Below are 17,349 nucleotides of genomic sequence, written 5' to 3'. Positions count from 1 at the left end.
TGTTTATATGCCGACTTTTATATTTTACATCAATGCATAAAAAGGTCAACAATAAAATTTTCTAAAACCAAGTATGAGATTGTCATGAAGCTTTCACCGCTGTTATACTTCGACTGTCATGTTTTTGGATATAGTTGTCATAGTTTTTTATTCCGCGGCCGTCATAGCTCTTGGTATTTGGTCCGGAAAAAAGGAAAAGTCGGCGGAGGACTTCTTTTTGGCAGGAAGGGCTATGAAGTGGTGGGCGGTTACAATTTCCATATACGCGACCGCGCTTTCAGCGATGACTTTCATTGGAGTTCCAGGCTCTGTAGTCGCCCAGGGAGGGGATTTCAACTACCTTCAACTCGCTTTCGGAGACCTTTTTGCTAGAATTTTGGTTTCGTTTGTATTTCTGAAAGCTTTTTACGGCAGAAAGGTGATGACTCCCTACGAATTTTTAGGCAACAGATTCGGAAAGGCGACCTGGTTGTCCTCATCCGCAATTTACATCGTCAGCAGAATACTTGCCAGTTCGGTCAGGTTGGCGGCTTGCGCTGTTGGTCTTTCCGTGATTTTCGGCATCTCTTTTTTCTCTTCGGTGTTTTACGTCTGCGCTATTGCGCTTCTTTACACTTCTTTCGGAGGTATAAAAGCGGTTATTTGGACGGATTTTTTTCAGTTCTGCCTTTTCATCGCCGCGGCTGTTTTCACGGTCGGTTTCGTGTTGAAATCCCTGCCCGACGGTTTTTCGCAGTTCATCTCTGTCGGAGTTCAAGAGGGTAAATTCACGATATTTCATCTGTCTTTCGACAGCTCTTCACCGGATTTTATATTCAATTTTTCGGGCTCCAAATCTTTTCTCGCCGGGTCTCTTTTCGGTTTTTTTACAACCCTCGCCGTCATGGGGACAGACCAGGATTTCGTACAGAGGACGCTGACCTGCAGAGACCTTCGGGACAGCAGAAAGGCATTGATCTACTCAGCTGTTTTGAATTTTCCCGTGACTCTGGTGTTTTTAGCTGTCGGAGCCGCTTTGTTTGTCTATTACAAGACTATGCCTCATGACTCGGTCGCAGCGTCATACCTTGCGGGAAACCCTGATTATCTCTTCCCTTATTTCATTAAGACAGTTTTACCTTCGGGGGCGAGGGGGCTTTTGATTGCCGGTCTTCTCGCGGCGGCTATGTCTTCCATAGACTCTTCTTCGAACTCTCTGGCTTCCTCTTTCTACAGGGATATCCTGAAAAACTTTTTTTCTTTCAACGGAAAAAAAGAGGTGATCCTTTCAAGGGTTCTCGTCGCGGTATTTGTGGCCATTCTCGGCGCCGTCGCCGTTTTCTTCGGCAGAACTCAGTCCGTACTCTGGCTCGGATTCAAAGTTTTCGGATACTCTTACGGAGCCCTTCTCGGGGTTATGCTCGCGGCGATTGCGACAAAGAAAAGGGGAAAAGACCTCTTAAACGTATTTTCTATGGTTTCAAGTATTTTACTTGTGGTTTTTTTGACTTCCCAAAACATTGGGTTTTTAACTCCTGTCAGGACGTTTTTACTCAGACCCCTCGGGGTGGAGATCATAGCCTGGCCATGGTCAATAATCCTCGGCACTTTTTGGACTTTTTTCACAGTGGTTCTTTTCAGAGAAAAACCCTGAAATATCGGGGGCGATGATGAAAAAAGTCAACCTTCTCGTAGACTACGAAAAACAGCTCAACCCCGAACAGTTGAGAGCGGTCACGCACAGAGAAGGTCCTCTGCTCGTCATAGCCGGAGCCGGGAGCGGCAAGACCAGGACACTTGTCTATAGAGTGGCGTACCTCGTAGAAAAAGGCGTGGACGCGAGAAATATCCTGCTTTTGACTTTCACGAGAAAAGCGGCTCAGGAGATGCTGAGAAGAGCCTCTTCTGTTCTCGACGACAGGTGCTCTCACGTTGCCGGAGGCACGTATCATTCTTTCGCGAACAACATTCTCAGGAAAAACGCTAAAAAAGTGGGGTATGAACCGGGTTTCACGATTCTCGACAGGTCTGATTCGGAAGACCTGATAAACCTTCTGAGATCAGAAATGGGTCTTTCAGGAAAAGAGGCGAGATTCCCGAAAAAAGAGACTCTCGGTGACATATTCAGCAAATCCTCGAATTGCCTTTCGGAAATCCCTCAAATTGTAGAAAAGCAGTATCCGCAGTTTTACCACCTCTGCCAGGACATTGAACTTCTCAGGGATAGATACGAGGAGAACAAAAAAACCGGCGGGTTGATGGATTACGACGATCTTCTTGTGAAACTTAAAATGCTGCTGGAGGAAAATCCTTCGACAAGAAAAAAGCTGGGAGAGTTTTACAAATACATAATGGTGGATGAGTACCAGGATACGAACAAAATTCAATCCCAGATAACCGCCCTTCTGGCGTCCGAGCATCAAAACGTCATGGCTGTCGGAGACGATTCCCAGAGCATTTATTCCTTCAGGGGGGCAAATTTCAAAAACATAATGGATTTTCCGCGGATTTTTCCCGGCACTGAAGTGGTCACCATTGAAGAAAATTACAGAAGCACGCAGAATATTCTCAACTTGACAAACGAAGTAATTAAATTCGCGTCCGAGAAATACTCAAAAAACCTCAGGACGAATATCAGGGGAGGCAGAAAACCTCTTTACGTTGAAGCGAGAGACGAAAACGAACAATCGAGGTATGTCTGCAAAAAACTGCTTGAGCTGAGAGAAGAAGGCGTGAAGTTGAACGATATGGCGGTTCTTTTCAGAGCAGGATGGCACTCCAACGATCTTGAACTTGAACTGAGAAAGTTCGGCATTCCTTTCAAAAAATACGGAGGTGTGAAATTCACAGAAGCTTCCCACATAAAAGACGTCCTTTCAATACTCAAATCTCTCGTCAATCCGCGCGATTCTGTGAGTTGGTTCAGGTCCCTTAAATTGATAGAAGGAGTGGGCAGCAAGACGGCAAAACTCTTTTTTGAAAGAATATCGCAAAAAGGTGGAATAGAGAACCTCCAAGAATCTTTGTACGCTTCAAAAATCTACAAAGATGACATCAACCAACTAAAAAAACTTTCAAAACTGCTAAACGAAAACTCCGTCTCTGCTGAAGAAATCGTCTCCGAGGTGCTCGAATACTACAGGGACAAATTTCTGAGAATTTACCTCGAGGATTATTCAAGGAGGGCAAACGACCTCGACTCTTTGGTGTTTGTCGCAAGGAGGTATTCTACCGTAGCGGAATTTTTGACCGACATGACTCTCGAACCTCTTGAAAAAAGCCAAATCGACACAATAGCAGGAAAAGACGACGATGAAATTCTGACCTTATCGACGGTGCATTCGGCAAAAGGCCTCGAGTGGCATTCGGTTTTCATAATACACCTCACCGACGGTTATTTTCCCTCGTACCGATGCCTTGAAGACCCTGATGATCTTGAAGAGGAGAGGAGACTGTTATACGTGGCGACGACCAGAGCGAAAAGGGACCTGTTTCTTTTAAAACCGGGATACATCAACCCAGCAAGAAACTATTGGAATTTCAGCCTTTTCAGCACATCTCAGGTCTCGAGATTTTTAGCTGAAGGCAGGATACTCACAGATTTTGTTGAAAGGGAATACACGGATGAATAAGTTTTCCCGCAGAGAACTTGTCCAAAAAATAAAGGAAAATTTAAAAAAAACCGGAGCCGAATTGTCTGGAGAAAAGGAAATATTGAGAGGAACACAATTTTTTGTAAAAAGCCGTTTAGGTTCGGGACATGTCAGGGTTTATGACAACAAAAAAAAAGGTGTCCGACTCGACCTTTCACAGATAGACAGCGAAGACCTTGTTCAATTCATTGAAAATTTTGAAGGCAATCCCGAAATACAACCAGAGAACCTCGATCTTCAGCACCCCTTTGTCGGGTGCGACGAATCAGGAAAAGGTGACCTCTTCGGTCCTCTCGTCTCTGCGGCTTTTTTTGCCGATGAAGAGGATTCATGCGAACTTGAACGTATGGGCGTGAGAGATTCAAAAATGAACACTGATGAAAAAAACATTGCGCTGGCCCAAAATATTGGGGAAGCGTTCAAGTCCAAGTTCGAGATCACCGTTTTATCTCCGATGGATTACAACGAAAAGTATGAACAAGTGAAAAGAAAGGGATATTCGCTGAACGAACTTCTCTGCGATCTTCATAAAGAGACGGTTCGAAACCTTGCGAAAAGGCACCTTCCCAGGACATTAATAGTGGATAAATTTTCACGAAACTGTGACTTTTCAAATGTCTTCCATGGGAAGACCTCCTTTTTTTACAGAGCCGAAAGCATCCGGGCAGTTGCCGCGGCTTCAGTTTTGGCCAGAAGCGCTTTTTTAGGCGGGGTCAAAATTATTTCCGAAAAATACGGAATGAAGATACCCCTGGGCTGTTCCGCAGGAACGCATAAAACAGCGTTGAAATTTGCCGAGAATTTTGGGGAGAAAGAATTGCGAATGTCTGTTAAAATGAATTTCAAAACCGCTCAGCAAGTTTTGAGAAGCATTCGACCCGGGACTATTTTTGACTCTCGTTTCACAAAGGAGAATTGATGCCAGCAACTGCAGTTGTCGGAGCCAACTGGGGAGACGAAGGGAAAGGGAAGATGACCGACTATTTCGCGAAAAATTCCGACATAGTGGTCAGGTTTCAGGGCGGGAACAACGCCGGTCACACTATCATAAACGAATACGGCAAATTCGCCCTGCATCTTTTGCCCTCGGGAGTTTTTTATCCGCACGTCAAAAATGTCCTTGGGCCTGGCGTCGCTCTTAATATAAAGAGTTTTTTGGATGAAATCGAATCTCTCAGGAAAAGAGGTGTTCCCAAACCTTCTATAATGGTCTCCGACAGGGCTAAGATCGTCATGCCTTACCACGTTCTTTTCGACGGGTTTGAAGAAGCGCGTTTAAAAGGTGAAAAATTCGGTTCTACAGGTTCAGGAATAGCTCCGTTTTATTCCGATAAAAGCGCAAAAATCGCCGTTGAGGCTTCGATGTTTTACGACAGAAAAATGTTTTTTTCGACGGTGAAGAAAGCCCTGGATCGGAAGAATATTCTTTTGGAACACCTGTACAAAGAGGAAAAACTTGACCTTGAAAAACTGGCGGAAGAGATGCTTTCGCAGGGTGAAATGATAAAACCGTATTTAACCGACACGACATCGTTTTTAAAAGAAGCTTTGAAGGAAAAGAAAAAAATTCTTCTCGAAGGTCAGCTCGGTTCTCTCAGAGATCCTGACCATGGCATATACCCTTTTTCAACCTCATCATCCCCTCTTGCCGGTTTCGCGTCAGTAGGCGCTGGAATACCACCCTACGAGATAAAGGAGGTAATCGCAGTCGTCAAAGCCTATTCTACTTGCGTCGGCAGAGGACCTTTTGTCGCGGAGATTTTCGGCGCTGAAGCGGACGAGCTGAGAAATAGAGGAGGGGACGCCGGAGAATTCGGCGCGACGACAGGCAGGCCGAGAAGAATGGGTTGGTTCGACTGCGTCGCGACGAGATACGGTTGCGCGGTTCAGGGGGCTACCCAGGTGGTATTGACGAATTTGGACGTTCTCGGATACCTAGAAACCATACCTGTCTGCGTAAAGTACAAGACAGGAAAAGAGGAGACGGATAATTTTCTGACAACGCCTTTTTTGGAAAGCGCAAGGCCTGTCCTTGCAAGTTACAAGGGATGGAAAACTGATATTTCGTCTGTCCGAAGATTTGACGACTTGCCCCGTGAGGCCAAAGAATACGTGAACATGATTGAAGAGCAACTCGAAGTAAGAATTTCATGGGTATCGGTGGGTCCAAAACGCGCCGACCTCATAGAGAGAGACGGCGCGCGTATATTCAGTTGGTAGTTTCAGAAAAGAGAGAGGTAAATTTTAGCCCTTTCCTCAGCCGGTCCTTTCATCCCTGTGTAGAGGTTTGTGAAAGTTATTGTTCCGCCGTTGGATCCGCCTTCTCTCCACCTGAAAGCTACAGGGGAGTCTGAAAGCCATTGCCCCCCCTCGACTGGCACAGTGGCTCTTATCAGGGCTGTAACTCCTGTCTGAATCATGCTTATCGGGACATACGGCAACGTAAAGACAACAGAAAGAGTTCCCCCGACGTAGGAAGAAAGTGAAGACTCGATGACAATGTTTGTGGCGGTGCCTGCCATGCCGTCCGTGTTGTACCTTTCGAATTGTCCGGGGAACATGCCCAAAAGCCAAATGTAAGCGCTGCTCGAAGCGTAGAGGTGGTTGCCCTGCTGTTCAGCCCAGTTTTTGAGTTCTGCGGGGTAAGTGTTGGATACATAACCGCTGTCTGAGACCAAGAAAATGTATTTTCTCCCGTTTATGTCGTTGGAGGTCAAATTGTGAAGGTTGACTGAATCGTATGAGATGCCGGCGGTCTTTAGAACCGTTGTCAGTTCGTCCCAGAAATCCCCTCCGTAGACTACGAGGAAATAGCTTCTCACGGGAACAGAAGAATAAAGCGTTCTCGAAGCAGTGTCGTTTTTGACTACCGTGACAGTTGCAGAAGCTGTGAAGACTTCCTTTGTCGCAGTCAGGACCTGATCGCCTTCAGGCACGTTTTGCAGCATAAAATAACCGTCTGAAGCTGTCGTAGTGGTGATGTTGCCGACTGAAACGGTGGCTCCCGGCACGGGAAAGTCTCCCGAAGGCAGCCTGAAATATCCGTCCACGCAACCTGTGTTTGTTGGCTGTGTGGGCGAGGAATCTTTTGTGCAGGAGACAAACAATGTCAGCGGCAGAAAAATTAGTATCAGAGCGGCGTACTTTTTCATCTTTCCTCCTTATTTAGCTTGATCAATACATTCTAACACGTTTACCGAAGGGACTGAAGTTTGAAAATTTTCATTTAATTGAAGAGAAGAGCTCGCTTACAGAGACATCGTTGTGAAGCCTGTTGATAGTTGAAGCAAAGCGCCTCGCAAGGCTGTGTACTTCGACAAAATCAAGGTTCAATATTTCAGGGATTTGCGGGATAGAATCGGTGACATGCATTTTCGAAAGCCCGTATTTCTCGTGCGCCTCGACGAGTTTGGGGATGTTGTTCTCCTTCATCTTCAAATGTGATATTCCGACGTGTATATTTTGTATTCCGTGGTTCAGGTTGAGATTTTTTACAACGTTCAGGAAAGAGCTTCCCGTCACCGTCTCGTCGTCAGTTATCAGGGCCGTTTTTTTGTTTTCGAGATCGCCTATGACTCCTAACATATCCGATGAATCTTTTCCATGCCTGAATTTGTTTACTATCGCGTGTGAAACCCCCATATTCTCTGCAAAATGAACGGTGAACTTCGCGCCGCCGGAATCGGTTGAGACCGCTACAACTTCTTTGCTGTTTTTGAATTCACAGAATATTTCCAGGAACAGGTCGAGTCCGCTCAGAGCGACAAGAGTCATGTCAGGCTCGTATAAACCGAAAAGAGACAATGCATGGGGATGGTAGGTCAGGTGTATGTTTGCTCCGGCGACTTTTAGCTGGTCGGCGAAAAGTTTGGCGAGTGTCGCTTCCCTCTGCATGAAAGTGGGCTTGTCCTGACGTGAATAAGGCGAATAGGGAGTTACAACAGTTACGGTCTGAGCCCTGTGAGCTTTTAAAGTCCTCACCGACTGAAGAAGCTGTTGGAGGTTTTCGTTGACGGAGTTGCTGGATTTGTTTTCATGTATGCACTGAAAGACAAAAGCGTTTGATCCCGCTACGTGCCTTGTCAGGCGAGGGCATGTCTCGGTGTCCTGAAAAATCATCGTCAGGGGGTTGTTGTCTGTTCCAATGAGAGGAATCTCTTTCAAGTAGCTTCCGTTTACTTTCAGCATTTCTTCGTAGTGGCGTTTGATGTCCTGCACGAGAGATATTCCGGAATTACAAGCTACGAAAAGAAGCCAGCCGTTGGGTCCGTGAAGAAGCCGGCTCTTCGTTTTGTCGAACCTCTCGGGCGTGATGAAATTTTGGCTGAACTTGTCCATGTTTATCATGTTTTTACCTCCGAATTGACCTTGTCAAAAAGCCTTATATACGATCTGTAGAAACTTGGTTTATAACCGTGGGAAAAGACGATTTTTCTGTATGGAAAATACAGGTATAAATTTGCGAGAGCTCTTCCGAGTACTACGGAAACCGCAGCTGAATAGATGGCGACCGGGTTTAAAATTTTCGCCGAGAAAGTCATCAAAATACCTATAGCGATTACTTCGAGTGCGGTCGCTATTGTTATTGGATAAGTCAGCCTCGAGTTGACGAGAACGGATCTCTGCCACGCCAAAAGAGTCGTCAAAGACGGCATAATTGAAAGGACCACGGTCGGGAAAAGAGTGAGGGCTAAAAGTTCTTCGGACAAAAAAGAAACATGCTTGAACCACAGGAGAGACAGGGTAGTCACGGAGACCAAAGCGGCAAGGGAACTTGTGAGTATACCGAGGACCAAGGCGAAATTCCTGAGAGGTATGAAGTTGTCGTAATTTTTACCAAGAAGAGCGAGGGCAGCTTCCTGAAAAGAAAGACCGAAACTCCTGAATATGAAAATAAAAGCGTTTATAACGGGTAAGACGGCGAGGGATTCTACCGGCATTTTTCCTTTTGCCATAAAAAAAGTCAGTATCGGGTTGATTCCCAGGATCAAATAAGATGTCAAAGCGAGAGGGTAATAAAACTTTACGATATCGGATAGCGACAAAAGCTTTTGGTCTTCACCGCCTGAGGTCACCTTTTTGACTGCCTTGATTGCCATAATACGAGTGGCAGCGGATTCGAGGATCACTCCGACGGATAGAGAAGCCGCTCCTACGCAGGCTCCCGGGATATCCGTAAATAAAAACAAAAAAAGACCGGTCGCCGTCATGAAAAATAGCCTTACGAATGTTCCGGCGGCGACTTTTTTTGTCTGCCCCATCCTTATAAGTATTCCCTGGTAGAACCTTCTGTAACCGATAGCGCCGGCCCAAGGGATCATTATTATGGAAGAGGAATGCGCGAGGGATGCGATTTTAGGGTCTAACTTCAGAACATCCCCAGAAATATAGCCGAATACAAAGGGCAAGTTGATAAATATATGGAGAAGTGTCACCGAAACGATTATGGTCAAAATAAAATTTCTGAGTTTGATGTAGTTTTTCTTTGAGTTGACCAGAGCGACGGAAGCTGAAAGAATCATGACTACCGGAGCTTCTATAAGCATAGCTATTGAAAACGCGACACCGTAAGAGGCGAGGTTGTACTTCGCTTCGACTATCCTGCCGATTATTGCCGTGATAAAAGGAGCCTCCATGGACATCATAAGCCATGTAAAGGAGAGGGGAGTCCAAAAAAGAATTATCTTTTTCCAGTTCAGGGAATTGTCGTTTTTGTCGAGGGGCATGTTTTAAATTAAAAAGGCATAGTCAACCATTGTCAATTTCATTTTTTCCGCTATATTTATCCCGAAAAGGAGGATTTATGAATATAAAAGTCTACACGACGCCGTCATGCACATATTGCGGTTCTGTAAAAACTTATCTCAGACAAAAAGGCGTTCCCTTCAGCGAAGTAGATGTTTCTAAGAATAAAGCTGCTGCGGAGGAAATGGTAAGAAAAAGCAGGCAAATGGGTGTTCCCGTTGTAGATATCGGCGGCAAAATAATTGTAGGCTTCAACAAACCTGCTATAGACAGAGCTCTGGGTTTACACCATTGAGTTTATATCTCTTGTTTTATAAAATTAAAAGAACCGTCGTTGGGACTTTTTTTTAAACCGTTTATTTCCTTGGATATAACATGATCTTTCTTCTGAAAAGGAATTATTTTTCTGATAAAATTATGAGCCAATTCAGTGCCGATGCCGAGTTTGTCTTTTTTCCGGAAAAGGTCAACTGCTCTTGAGGAGGTCAAGAATTCAATAGCGATGATTGTCGAGACGTGATCTGCAGCTTCCATGCAGGTGAGAGCTGAGTTTGACCCGAAGCTGACATGGTCCTCTCTTCCCGCGGATGTGGGCATCGAATCCGATGAACAGGGTTGGGCGGCTTTTTTTACGAGGTTTAACAATGAGGCGCTTGTAAGGTGAGCTATCATGTAACCGGATTCGACACCTGGTTCTGAAGCTAAAAATGGCGTGAGTCCGCTTCTTTTTTCGTCGAGAAGAAGGTCTGTTCTTCTCTCTGATATCGCACCGATATTTGTCAGGGCTAGGCTTAAAGAGTCCATGGTGTAGGCAATAGGTTGTCCGTGAAAATTCCCGCCTGAGAGAATTTCTCCCTGCTCCGGGAACACAATCGGGTTGTCGGTCACCGAATTTATCTCTGTTTCGAGGGTTTTTTTTGCCGCCGTCAGTGAACCCTTTAAAACACCGTGAACTTGCGGCATGCATCTAAGCGAATAGGGATCCTGAACCCTGGAATACTTGTCCCTGTATATGTTTTTGCTGTTTTTTATGAGTTTTCTTATGTTTTCAGCCGTTTTGATTTGACCGGGATAAGGCCTTAAAGCGTGAATTTTCTGATCGAAAGCTTCTGGTCTTCCGTCGAGAGCCTCGAGGGTCAAAGCTCCGGAGACGTCCGAAGAAAAAGACAGATTTTCCGCTTTCTGGTATGCGAGAATTCCAACTGCCGTCATGAACTGGGTTCCGTTTAACAGGGCAAGTCCTTCTTTTGCCTTCAACACAAGCGGTTTTAGGCCTGTTTTTTTGTAAAATTTATCGGCGGAGATTATTTTTCCTTCGAATATGAAATTTCCCCTGCCTATCAGTCCGAGAGTCAGATGTGCCAGTGGAGCTAAATCGCCTGAAGCTCCGACGGATCCGAGTGATGGCACCTGCGGATACGCCCTGTGGTTCAATATGTCCTTCAATAAGATGACAACTTCCGGTCGTACGCCCGAATGACCTTTCGCCATTACGCAGGCTCTTAGAAACATCATCGCCCTGACCGCGTCTTCATCCAACAAAGGTCCTGTTCCTGAGCTGTGCGAAAGGACGAGGTTGAGCTGTAGTTTTTCTACCTGTTCGGGGCTTATTTTCTTTTCGGCGAGTGAACCGAAGCCGGTGTTTATTCCATAGACGGAAACGTTCCCGAGAGAAGCCTTTTCAACGGTTTTTCTCGCTTTTTGAATCTTTTCTATGGCGCTGTTTGAAATTGATACCCTGGTTTTATCCACCGCGACGGACAAGACATCTTCGATTGATATGTTCTTTTCAGATATAATGACTCTTTTCACAGATTCCTCCGTTTAGATAAAAGTAATATTTTAGCAAATTATGGGATAGAAGGAATTAGTTAATTGGTTTTTTCGGATCTTTTAATTATTATTTCAGCAGGTCAGGTGGAAAGCCGCGGCGGCCTTAAAGAGTTCTTTCTCTTCGTTGAATTTGAGAACCGCATCCTTTGAATTCAGGACGTAAACTTTACAGCCCTTTTCTCTAAAAAGAATGATCAATTCATCGTCGACTTTCATCATGCCCCAAAAACCAGTTCCTATGATGAAAACCTGGGGTGCGAAAAGTATGACTTCTTCGACGTCAGTAATTGAAAGTCTGTGCCCTTCCTTTCTGATCCAGGGCGACAGAACTTTTTGCCCCAGTATGAGCAGGTCTTTTTGATAAACCTCGGAATTAATCATGATCTTTCCGAAGGAGTAACTCTGTATCAACTCCACCTCTTTAGAAAGTATGAGTATGTACCTTCGACGGCGACGAGAAAAAAAAGAAAATATGTCAAAAAAGGGCTTATGTCAAAAGAGGCGCTTTCCATGGCTTTTTCTGAGAGATTTTCGATTGAAACGGTCTGTATATGTAAACTCTCTTCGTCAAATAGGCCGGATGAACGCTCTTCAACAGGCACGTAGGGATTTTCGGAGAAACTCGATTTTCCTTCGAAAGCAAGGTTCAAAAGAGCCAGAGGAAATTGCTCGGTTTGAAAAATTGTTGAATTTGAGGGGTTGAAACTGAAAACGTAGGCATTGTCGTTCTTTATAAGAGCCGGATCCCCGTTTTCAAACCTCGAAAGAACAGAGGAGTTGTCATAATTTTCTATTGAGACGTGGGATGAGGCGATGACTCCCAAAAAGCTCAAAACTCCCTCTCTGATCACCGAATGCCCGGAAATCTCTGACACTGGGTTGACGCTAAAATTCGACCTGGCGTAATTTCCGAGTTTTGACCCGTCTTCCAAAAAAAGAATCATATTCCGGTCATTCGAAAAAGGGATATAAAAGTTCAAGGGCTCGCCTTCATCCAAAAGGATGAGATCCGCGCTTTCTGGGGATTGAGTTCTTTGAAAAATTGGACTCGGGAAAAGACAGGTCAATCTGTCGAGGATTTCTTCGCTGTTTGAAAAGACGGGGATTGTTCCCATTGAATTAACAGTAATTTCGAGGGTCTCCGCCGATGAGAAAACCGTTAATGTCTCCGATCTGTCTTCTAAAAAAACCGGTATGAAAACTTCGGCATCGCCAAGAAAATGTTCGGTTTTGTCGCCGGAAGAAATCCAGAGGTCAGATCCGGTTTCTTTAGAGATAAAAATAATCGCGGTGTCGCCGGCGACAGACCACGGCGGGAAGACGATTGATTTTATTGTGAAAAGATAGGAAGTTTTTGGAAAGCAGACGGCTTTGAATTTCATCAAAAGAAATTCCATGCCTTTCCATGATGCTTTCTGACTGTCTGATACTAAAAAAAACTCTTTCGCTCCTTTGTCCTTACAGAGGAGGTACGCCAGTGGAATATCCGCCGTCCGGCTTCCCATTCTTTCGGAGTTGAGTTCTTCTGAAAAGCTGTCGGGGTTCAATATTTTCGTTTCGCCTTTCCCCGTGACGCAGACAATCGACACATAATCAAAAATTTTCGATTCTTCGAAAGCATAAATCCCGCTTCTAGTGACGCTTTCGGAAACGTCGAGGACTACAGCCGAATTCGAAACCGTCCTGCTGAAAGGAAACCTCCAACCCAGAACAGGCATTGAAAATGCCGTTGCTGCAGAAAATATGATGAGAATCCTCAGCATGAGCTGAATTAGTCTTTTCAGTTTGAATTTTTTTCTCAGAGGCAAGGGGCAATCTTCAATGAGGCAGGAGGCGGGAAACACCATTTCTTTTTTGCCGTATTTTCTGGCGAGGTGAATTATGATTGGGAATACAGCCGCCGAGGACAGAAGCAACAGCACAGGGTTTAAGAACATTTTTTTGCCTTTAGAACAGAATAAAAACCGTTTTCTTCTATTTCGACGTTTTTAAAGACATGTTTAAGTCTTGAAGAGTATCCGCCCGTCCTGTGGACGACGAAAGCGGCGACCCCGTCTTTTGCAAGAGCTCTGTAAGCTTGATCTATTATGAAATCTGCCGTGTTTCCGCCGAAATGCGTCGGGGGGTTTGAGACAAAAAGATCAACCGTCCCGAAGAGGTTTTCGGGGACCCTTTCCTCGAAAATAAGTTGGCAATTCATGGCTTTGTTCAGACACAGGTTTTTGGCACAGCATTTTATGGCTATGAGGTTGTTCTCGATCAAATAGCATTTTTGGGCGAGCCCTGAAAGGCTTAAACCGATAGCGCCGTATCCTCCGCCGAAGTCTATTATCTTTTTATGTTTAGAGGTTTTGACGTTTTGTATGAGAAGTTTTGAACCTTCATCAATCTTTTTTCTCGAGAAAACCCCGGGCAGGGTCATAAATTTTTTTCCATTGTATACAAGTTCTCTCGCAAAATTTTGCGGTTCGGAATCTTTTTTCTGTACGCATTTAATCACCCTGTAACCGCCTGTTATGTCGAGAACTTCGACGTTTTCAAAGAGCGTCTTCAGGTATTTCTGGTACCATTTGGCACCGAAATCCCTTCTTCCGGCGAAAAGCAGACCTCCTCCTTCTTTCAGAGCTTTCAGGGATTTTTGAAACATTGATACCGTCAACTCCCTTCCGCCGTGAGGGTCTAAATTGACGACTATCAGATCTGACTTTTCTCTGAGGTCAAAGGACAAAACGGGAAAAACATTTTTCAGGGAATTTTTTCGAATGTTTTCTTTCAAAATTCTGTAAGGTGTCAGGTTCCACTCCACAGCTATGACCTTTTCGCAGAACTTCGATAGGGGCAGGGAGAGGAAACCGGGTCCGGCTCCGAAAACCGTAACTGTTCCCAGATTCTTTTCCTTCTCGATCTGAGCCATTATGTATTGAGCGGATTTTGGAATTTTGAGTCTGCCCGAATAACCCTGCGCGGGTTTTATTTGAACTCCGTATTTCTTGAGTTTTACCGGATGTATGTCCTTCATTTTTGGACAAGAGCTTTGTATAGTTGGAGGCACTCGGGGAAGAGTTTTTTTATCTCTTTTAAATGCCTGTCGATGATTTCTTGTGATTTTCTCGAAACTGGTCCTGTCTCGGACGCCTCTATTCCGTATTTTTGTATGTTTTTTTGCATTTTTAGGGCGAAGTCCGTGCAAATCTCCTTGGCTTGATTTTTTTCAAAACCTGTCATTTCAAGCATCATGGAGGCTTTTGCAACCGTTTTTACGGCGCCCTCGACGAGAATGACAGCCGAAGCGTGGTAAAGAGGGAGCATTTTTTCGGGGATTTCCGCCGGTTTTCCTCCGAGTTTTTTTGCAAGTTTAAAAAGAATTCTTAGGTCGCCCTTCCCTGAAATTCCGAAAAGGACTCCTTCTAATGCCTTAAAATCATTTTCTGCATCTGGAAAAGATCTGTATGGATGAAACACCGGCATACCTTTGAGGTTTCCCCGGGCGGCAAAAGAAGCGCTTGTATGAGCCAAGAAATGGTTTTTTGTCAAAAAACCTTCGATTTCTCCATAAGCTGGAAAAATATCTTTTTCCCGGGTGCAGATGAAGATTATATCGGAATTCGACATAAACCGCTGAGATTCGCTGAAAACTTTTATTCCAAGAAATCTCAAACTTCTGCGCGTGGATGGCTTCAAGTTTTTTTTAGCTTTTACAGAGACCGCAAAACCCCTTTGCCTGAAAGCGTAAGCGAGCGTGGCGCCCACTTTTCCGGGTCCAACTATTCCAATTCTCTTTTCAGAGATACTCGACACTGACACCTTCAAGCCTGACATTTTTGTCGTTTTCGACGTATTTTATCATTGTGTGTATCTGTGGTTCGACAGAACTTTTGTCGCTGCCGACGACAGCGGCAGAAAGCGTTGCCCGGTTGAACAAATCGTGGTCGCCTGTCTCGGCGACCGAGGCGTTGAATTTGTTTTTGAGCCTTTCTTTTACGCTCCTGACCGCCTGTCTTTTGTCCTTGAGCGAATACGCCCACTCGATTGAGAGGGTGAAGTTTACCAAACCTACGCACATATTTTTGAATCCTTTGTCTTATAGAAAGTATTATAAGAACTGGCGAGTATTTAGGGAAGAGGGTTTTATTGAATGATTTTATTCAGTCTTCAAGGCAATAAATCTTAAAAAGCCAATTGTCTATCAATCACTGCCAAAAGTTAAAGTACAATCGCTGAATAAACCAGAACAGCGACATATTGTTTGTAATTAAAATACTGTAAATTTTCCTTCGAAATTATCCAAAAGATTTTCAGTTCTGAAAAAATATACACCACTTATGGATTTTGTTATTAGACATTCCACTTTTCCATCTTTGTATGAATATGTCCCGTTGAGTAAAACCTCTCTTCCGGATGTATCGAAAAATTTCAGTCGCAGGCCTTGAAGATTTTCTCCGAAAAAGCAAATTCTCGCAGAGTTTTTGGAATAGTCAATTGAATAATTATGAAAATCAACCCAAGGAACAATATTTTCTTCTACGCCGACTGCGTGTCCAGCTGAATCGGTTTTTATCATATAGAAATCACGGTTACCGGAACCGTAGGAATCCGTCCAGCCGCATAAAACATACCCTCCGTCTTGGGTCTGTCTGACAGTATGGGCTGATTCGGTATATGTATTTGTTCCGAAAGCTTTAGCCCATGTAATGGTTTGACAAAAGAGCAGAATTGGAAGAAAAATGAAAGATATAGCAGATAATAATATTTTCATAACCTCCCCTTTTATATTACTTATACTGATTATTATAAAAAAAAAGCCGGCTCAGATGAACCGGCTCTTAATAACCAAAAGTGATTACTTGAGATACTCGACTTTTTGGTTTGATTCGCCCTCAGGGGTTGTCACTGTTATGAAATAGACTCCGCTCAGGCATTCAGCGCCGCTGTCGTCTTTTCCGTTCCATACAAAGCAATGGTCCCCCCGTTCAAGGACTCCTTCACTGAGAGTTCTCACTTTTGAACCGAGGACTGAATAGACGCTGACAAAGACGCGTTGAGGGCTGGTAAGGCTGAAGGATACATTTAGGTCTCCGTCAAAAGGATTTGGAGAAACCCTCAAAGCCTTTATTCCGACGGGTTGTTCTACCGGTTCTTCAACTCCGAGAGACGCATCGTAGAGTTCTATGAACCTGCATTGACCAGCATACTCAACAGCGACCTGAGAGCCTGTCGCAGAATCGAGTTCGACCACGCCGGTAGAACTCGTCGCGAGAATGTTTCCGTTTCCGAGCCTGTAAACGCCTCTTGCGCCGCTGAAAGGCAGTGTTCTGAAAACGGCTCCGCTAGTGTCGAAGTCAGTTATGTTGTCGGCGGAAAAACCCGCGACTAAGAAAGCGCCGGGAAGGACCGGGTCGGTGTTTATCTGCTCGGGAAAATTTATGGAAATTATCTGTTTTACGAAACTACCCGAAGGGTCGTAGAGCCTTACGTTGTCGGAAGAACCCTCGATGTCTGCGACCAAAGCGCTTCCGTCTGAAAGGAATAGGATATCGAAAGGATCTATAGTTCCCGACGGGACGAAAAAGCCCGCAAATAAGTGAGGCCCGCTGAACATGTATATGGCTTTGTTTCCTGTTCCATTCGTGACAAAAAGGGTGTCGTTTCTGAAAGCGATGCCCCTTACATTGTTCAAGCCGTCTGAAGTGTCCGCTGCGATGTAGAGAAAGTTGCCCAAAGAGTCAAAAGCGTAGACTGCGTCTGATACCTGGTCAGAAAGAAATATTATTTTTGCAGGTCCATGTATGGCGTTTATCGGTGTTGAAAGGTCATAGTTTATTCCGGTAGGGTCGTCGACAATAATATTCCCAAGATAAGAACCATCGTTTGGAGAGAACATACCCACTACATCCGCGTTTGAATCGGGGATCAAAAGAACCGGAGACCTCGGAACGGACGACTTCTGATAGACAGGCGTTTCTTGCCCTGTCCATGGGTTTATGCCGCAAATTTCAGCTCTTTCGGCGTTCGAAAAGGCTATAGCCGGGAGAGCAAATGTAATGAAAACCGTCAGAATAAATTTCATGAAACCTCCTTTTTGTATGATTATATCTCTTTGGTGCATATAAATCAAAAAAACGTGCTAACCGAAAATCGT

The 17,349-nt window shown here is 44.6% G+C and carries 16 protein-coding genes; 5 read left to right on the top strand and 11 right to left on the bottom strand.

Annotated elements, in window-relative coordinates; all coding sequences use genetic code 11:
- Positions 1-124: 124 nt before the first annotated feature.
- Genes JXA84_01940 through JXA84_01925 form a run of 4 tightly spaced genes read left to right on the top strand, consistent with a single transcriptional unit; the run spans position 125 to position 5,852 of the window.
- A complete protein-coding gene (locus JXA84_01940) occupies positions 125-1,633 on the top strand; it encodes a sodium/solute symporter (GenBank protein MBN1149961.1) in 1,509 nt (502 codons plus the stop codon).
- 16 nt (positions 1,634-1,649) lie between these two features.
- Positions 1,650-3,611 carry an ATP-dependent helicase gene (locus JXA84_01935; protein MBN1149960.1) on the top strand — a complete coding sequence of 654 codons (1,962 nt, stop codon included), beginning with the start codon at positions 1,650-1,652 and terminating at the stop codon, positions 3,609-3,611.
- Positions 3,604-4,551 carry a ribonuclease HIII gene (locus JXA84_01930; protein ID MBN1149959.1) on the top strand — a complete coding sequence of 316 codons (948 nt, stop codon included), beginning with the start codon at positions 3,604-3,606 and terminating at the stop codon, positions 4,549-4,551. Before JXA84_01935 ends, JXA84_01930 begins: the two co-directional genes overlap by 8 nt.
- Positions 4,551-5,852, top strand: a complete 1,302-nt coding sequence (locus JXA84_01925) for an adenylosuccinate synthase (protein MBN1149958.1) — start codon at positions 4,551-4,553, stop codon at positions 5,850-5,852. Before JXA84_01930 ends, JXA84_01925 begins: the two co-directional genes overlap by 1 nt.
- Positions 5,853-5,854: 2 nt before the next feature.
- Here the strand turns inward: JXA84_01925 and JXA84_01920 are convergent, their stop codons facing one another.
- The 3 genes from JXA84_01920 to JXA84_01910 all read right to left on the bottom strand — a co-directional run bounded on the left by JXA84_01920 (position 5,855) and on the right by JXA84_01910 (position 9,358).
- Positions 5,855-6,784: a carboxypeptidase regulatory-like domain-containing protein gene (locus JXA84_01920; GenBank protein ID MBN1149957.1), complete on the bottom strand. Its 930-nt coding sequence runs from the start codon at positions 6,782-6,784 to the stop codon at positions 5,855-5,857.
- Between the two features lie 70 nt (positions 6,785-6,854).
- A complete protein-coding gene (locus JXA84_01915) occupies positions 6,855-7,979 on the bottom strand; it encodes a ribose-phosphate pyrophosphokinase (GenBank protein MBN1149956.1) in 1,125 nt (374 codons plus the stop codon).
- Positions 7,976-9,358 carry a hypothetical protein gene (locus JXA84_01910; GenBank protein MBN1149955.1) on the bottom strand — a complete coding sequence of 461 codons (1,383 nt, stop codon included), beginning with the start codon at positions 9,356-9,358 and terminating at the stop codon, positions 7,976-7,978. The genes JXA84_01915 and JXA84_01910 overlap by 4 nt, the downstream gene beginning before the upstream one ends.
- 77 nt (positions 9,359-9,435) lie before the next feature.
- Between JXA84_01910 and JXA84_01905 the strand changes: the two genes are divergently transcribed.
- Positions 9,436-9,672, top strand: a complete 237-nt coding sequence (locus JXA84_01905) for a glutaredoxin family protein (GenBank protein ID MBN1149954.1) — start codon at positions 9,436-9,438, stop codon at positions 9,670-9,672.
- 2 nt (positions 9,673-9,674) lie between these two features.
- On the opposite strand, the gene hutH is transcribed toward JXA84_01905, so the two are convergent.
- From hutH to JXA84_01865, 8 genes are all read right to left on the bottom strand, one after another.
- Positions 9,675-11,189 (bottom strand): histidine ammonia-lyase, encoded by a 1,515-nt coding sequence (gene hutH, locus JXA84_01900; protein ID MBN1149953.1) that lies wholly within the window; start codon positions 11,187-11,189, stop codon positions 9,675-9,677.
- Between the two features lie 93 nt (positions 11,190-11,282).
- Positions 11,283-11,621 carry a hypothetical protein gene (locus JXA84_01895; GenBank protein ID MBN1149952.1) on the bottom strand — a complete coding sequence of 113 codons (339 nt, stop codon included), beginning with the start codon at positions 11,619-11,621 and terminating at the stop codon, positions 11,283-11,285.
- Positions 11,618-13,147: a BatA domain-containing protein gene (locus tag JXA84_01890; GenBank protein ID MBN1149951.1), complete on the bottom strand. Its 1,530-nt coding sequence runs from the start codon at positions 13,145-13,147 to the stop codon at positions 11,618-11,620. The genes JXA84_01895 and JXA84_01890 overlap by 4 nt, the downstream gene beginning before the upstream one ends.
- Positions 13,138-14,229 (bottom strand): methyltransferase, encoded by a 1,092-nt coding sequence (locus JXA84_01885; protein MBN1149950.1) that lies wholly within the window; start codon positions 14,227-14,229, stop codon positions 13,138-13,140. The genes JXA84_01890 and JXA84_01885 overlap by 10 nt, the downstream gene beginning before the upstream one ends.
- The gene (locus JXA84_01880) at positions 14,226-15,008 is read right to left on the bottom strand and encodes a DUF2520 domain-containing protein (GenBank protein ID MBN1149949.1); all 783 of its coding nucleotides are present in this window, start codon (positions 15,006-15,008) and stop codon (positions 14,226-14,228) included. The genes JXA84_01885 and JXA84_01880 overlap by 4 nt, the downstream gene beginning before the upstream one ends.
- Entirely contained in the window at positions 14,992-15,273 is a 282-nt protein-coding gene (locus JXA84_01875) for a DUF503 domain-containing protein (protein MBN1149948.1), read from the bottom strand. Before JXA84_01875 ends, JXA84_01880 begins: the two co-directional genes overlap by 17 nt.
- A gap of 189 nt (positions 15,274-15,462) precedes the next feature.
- Complete coding sequence (locus tag JXA84_01870; protein MBN1149947.1) at positions 15,463-15,966, bottom strand: hypothetical protein; 504 nt, start codon at positions 15,964-15,966, stop codon at positions 15,463-15,465.
- Positions 15,967-16,050: 84 nt separating this feature from the next.
- The gene (locus tag JXA84_01865; protein ID MBN1149946.1) at positions 16,051-17,277 is read right to left on the bottom strand and encodes a T9SS type A sorting domain-containing protein; all 1,227 of its coding nucleotides are present in this window, start codon (positions 17,275-17,277) and stop codon (positions 16,051-16,053) included.
- Positions 17,278-17,349: the final 72 nt, after the last annotated feature.

This window comes from candidate division WOR-3 bacterium (assembly GCA_016926475.1).
GTDB lineage: Bacteria > SDB-A > SDB-A > SDB-A > SDB-A > JAFGIG01.
Note: the sequence above shows the minus strand (reverse complement) of the source record. Positions and strands in the feature narration are given on the sequence as shown.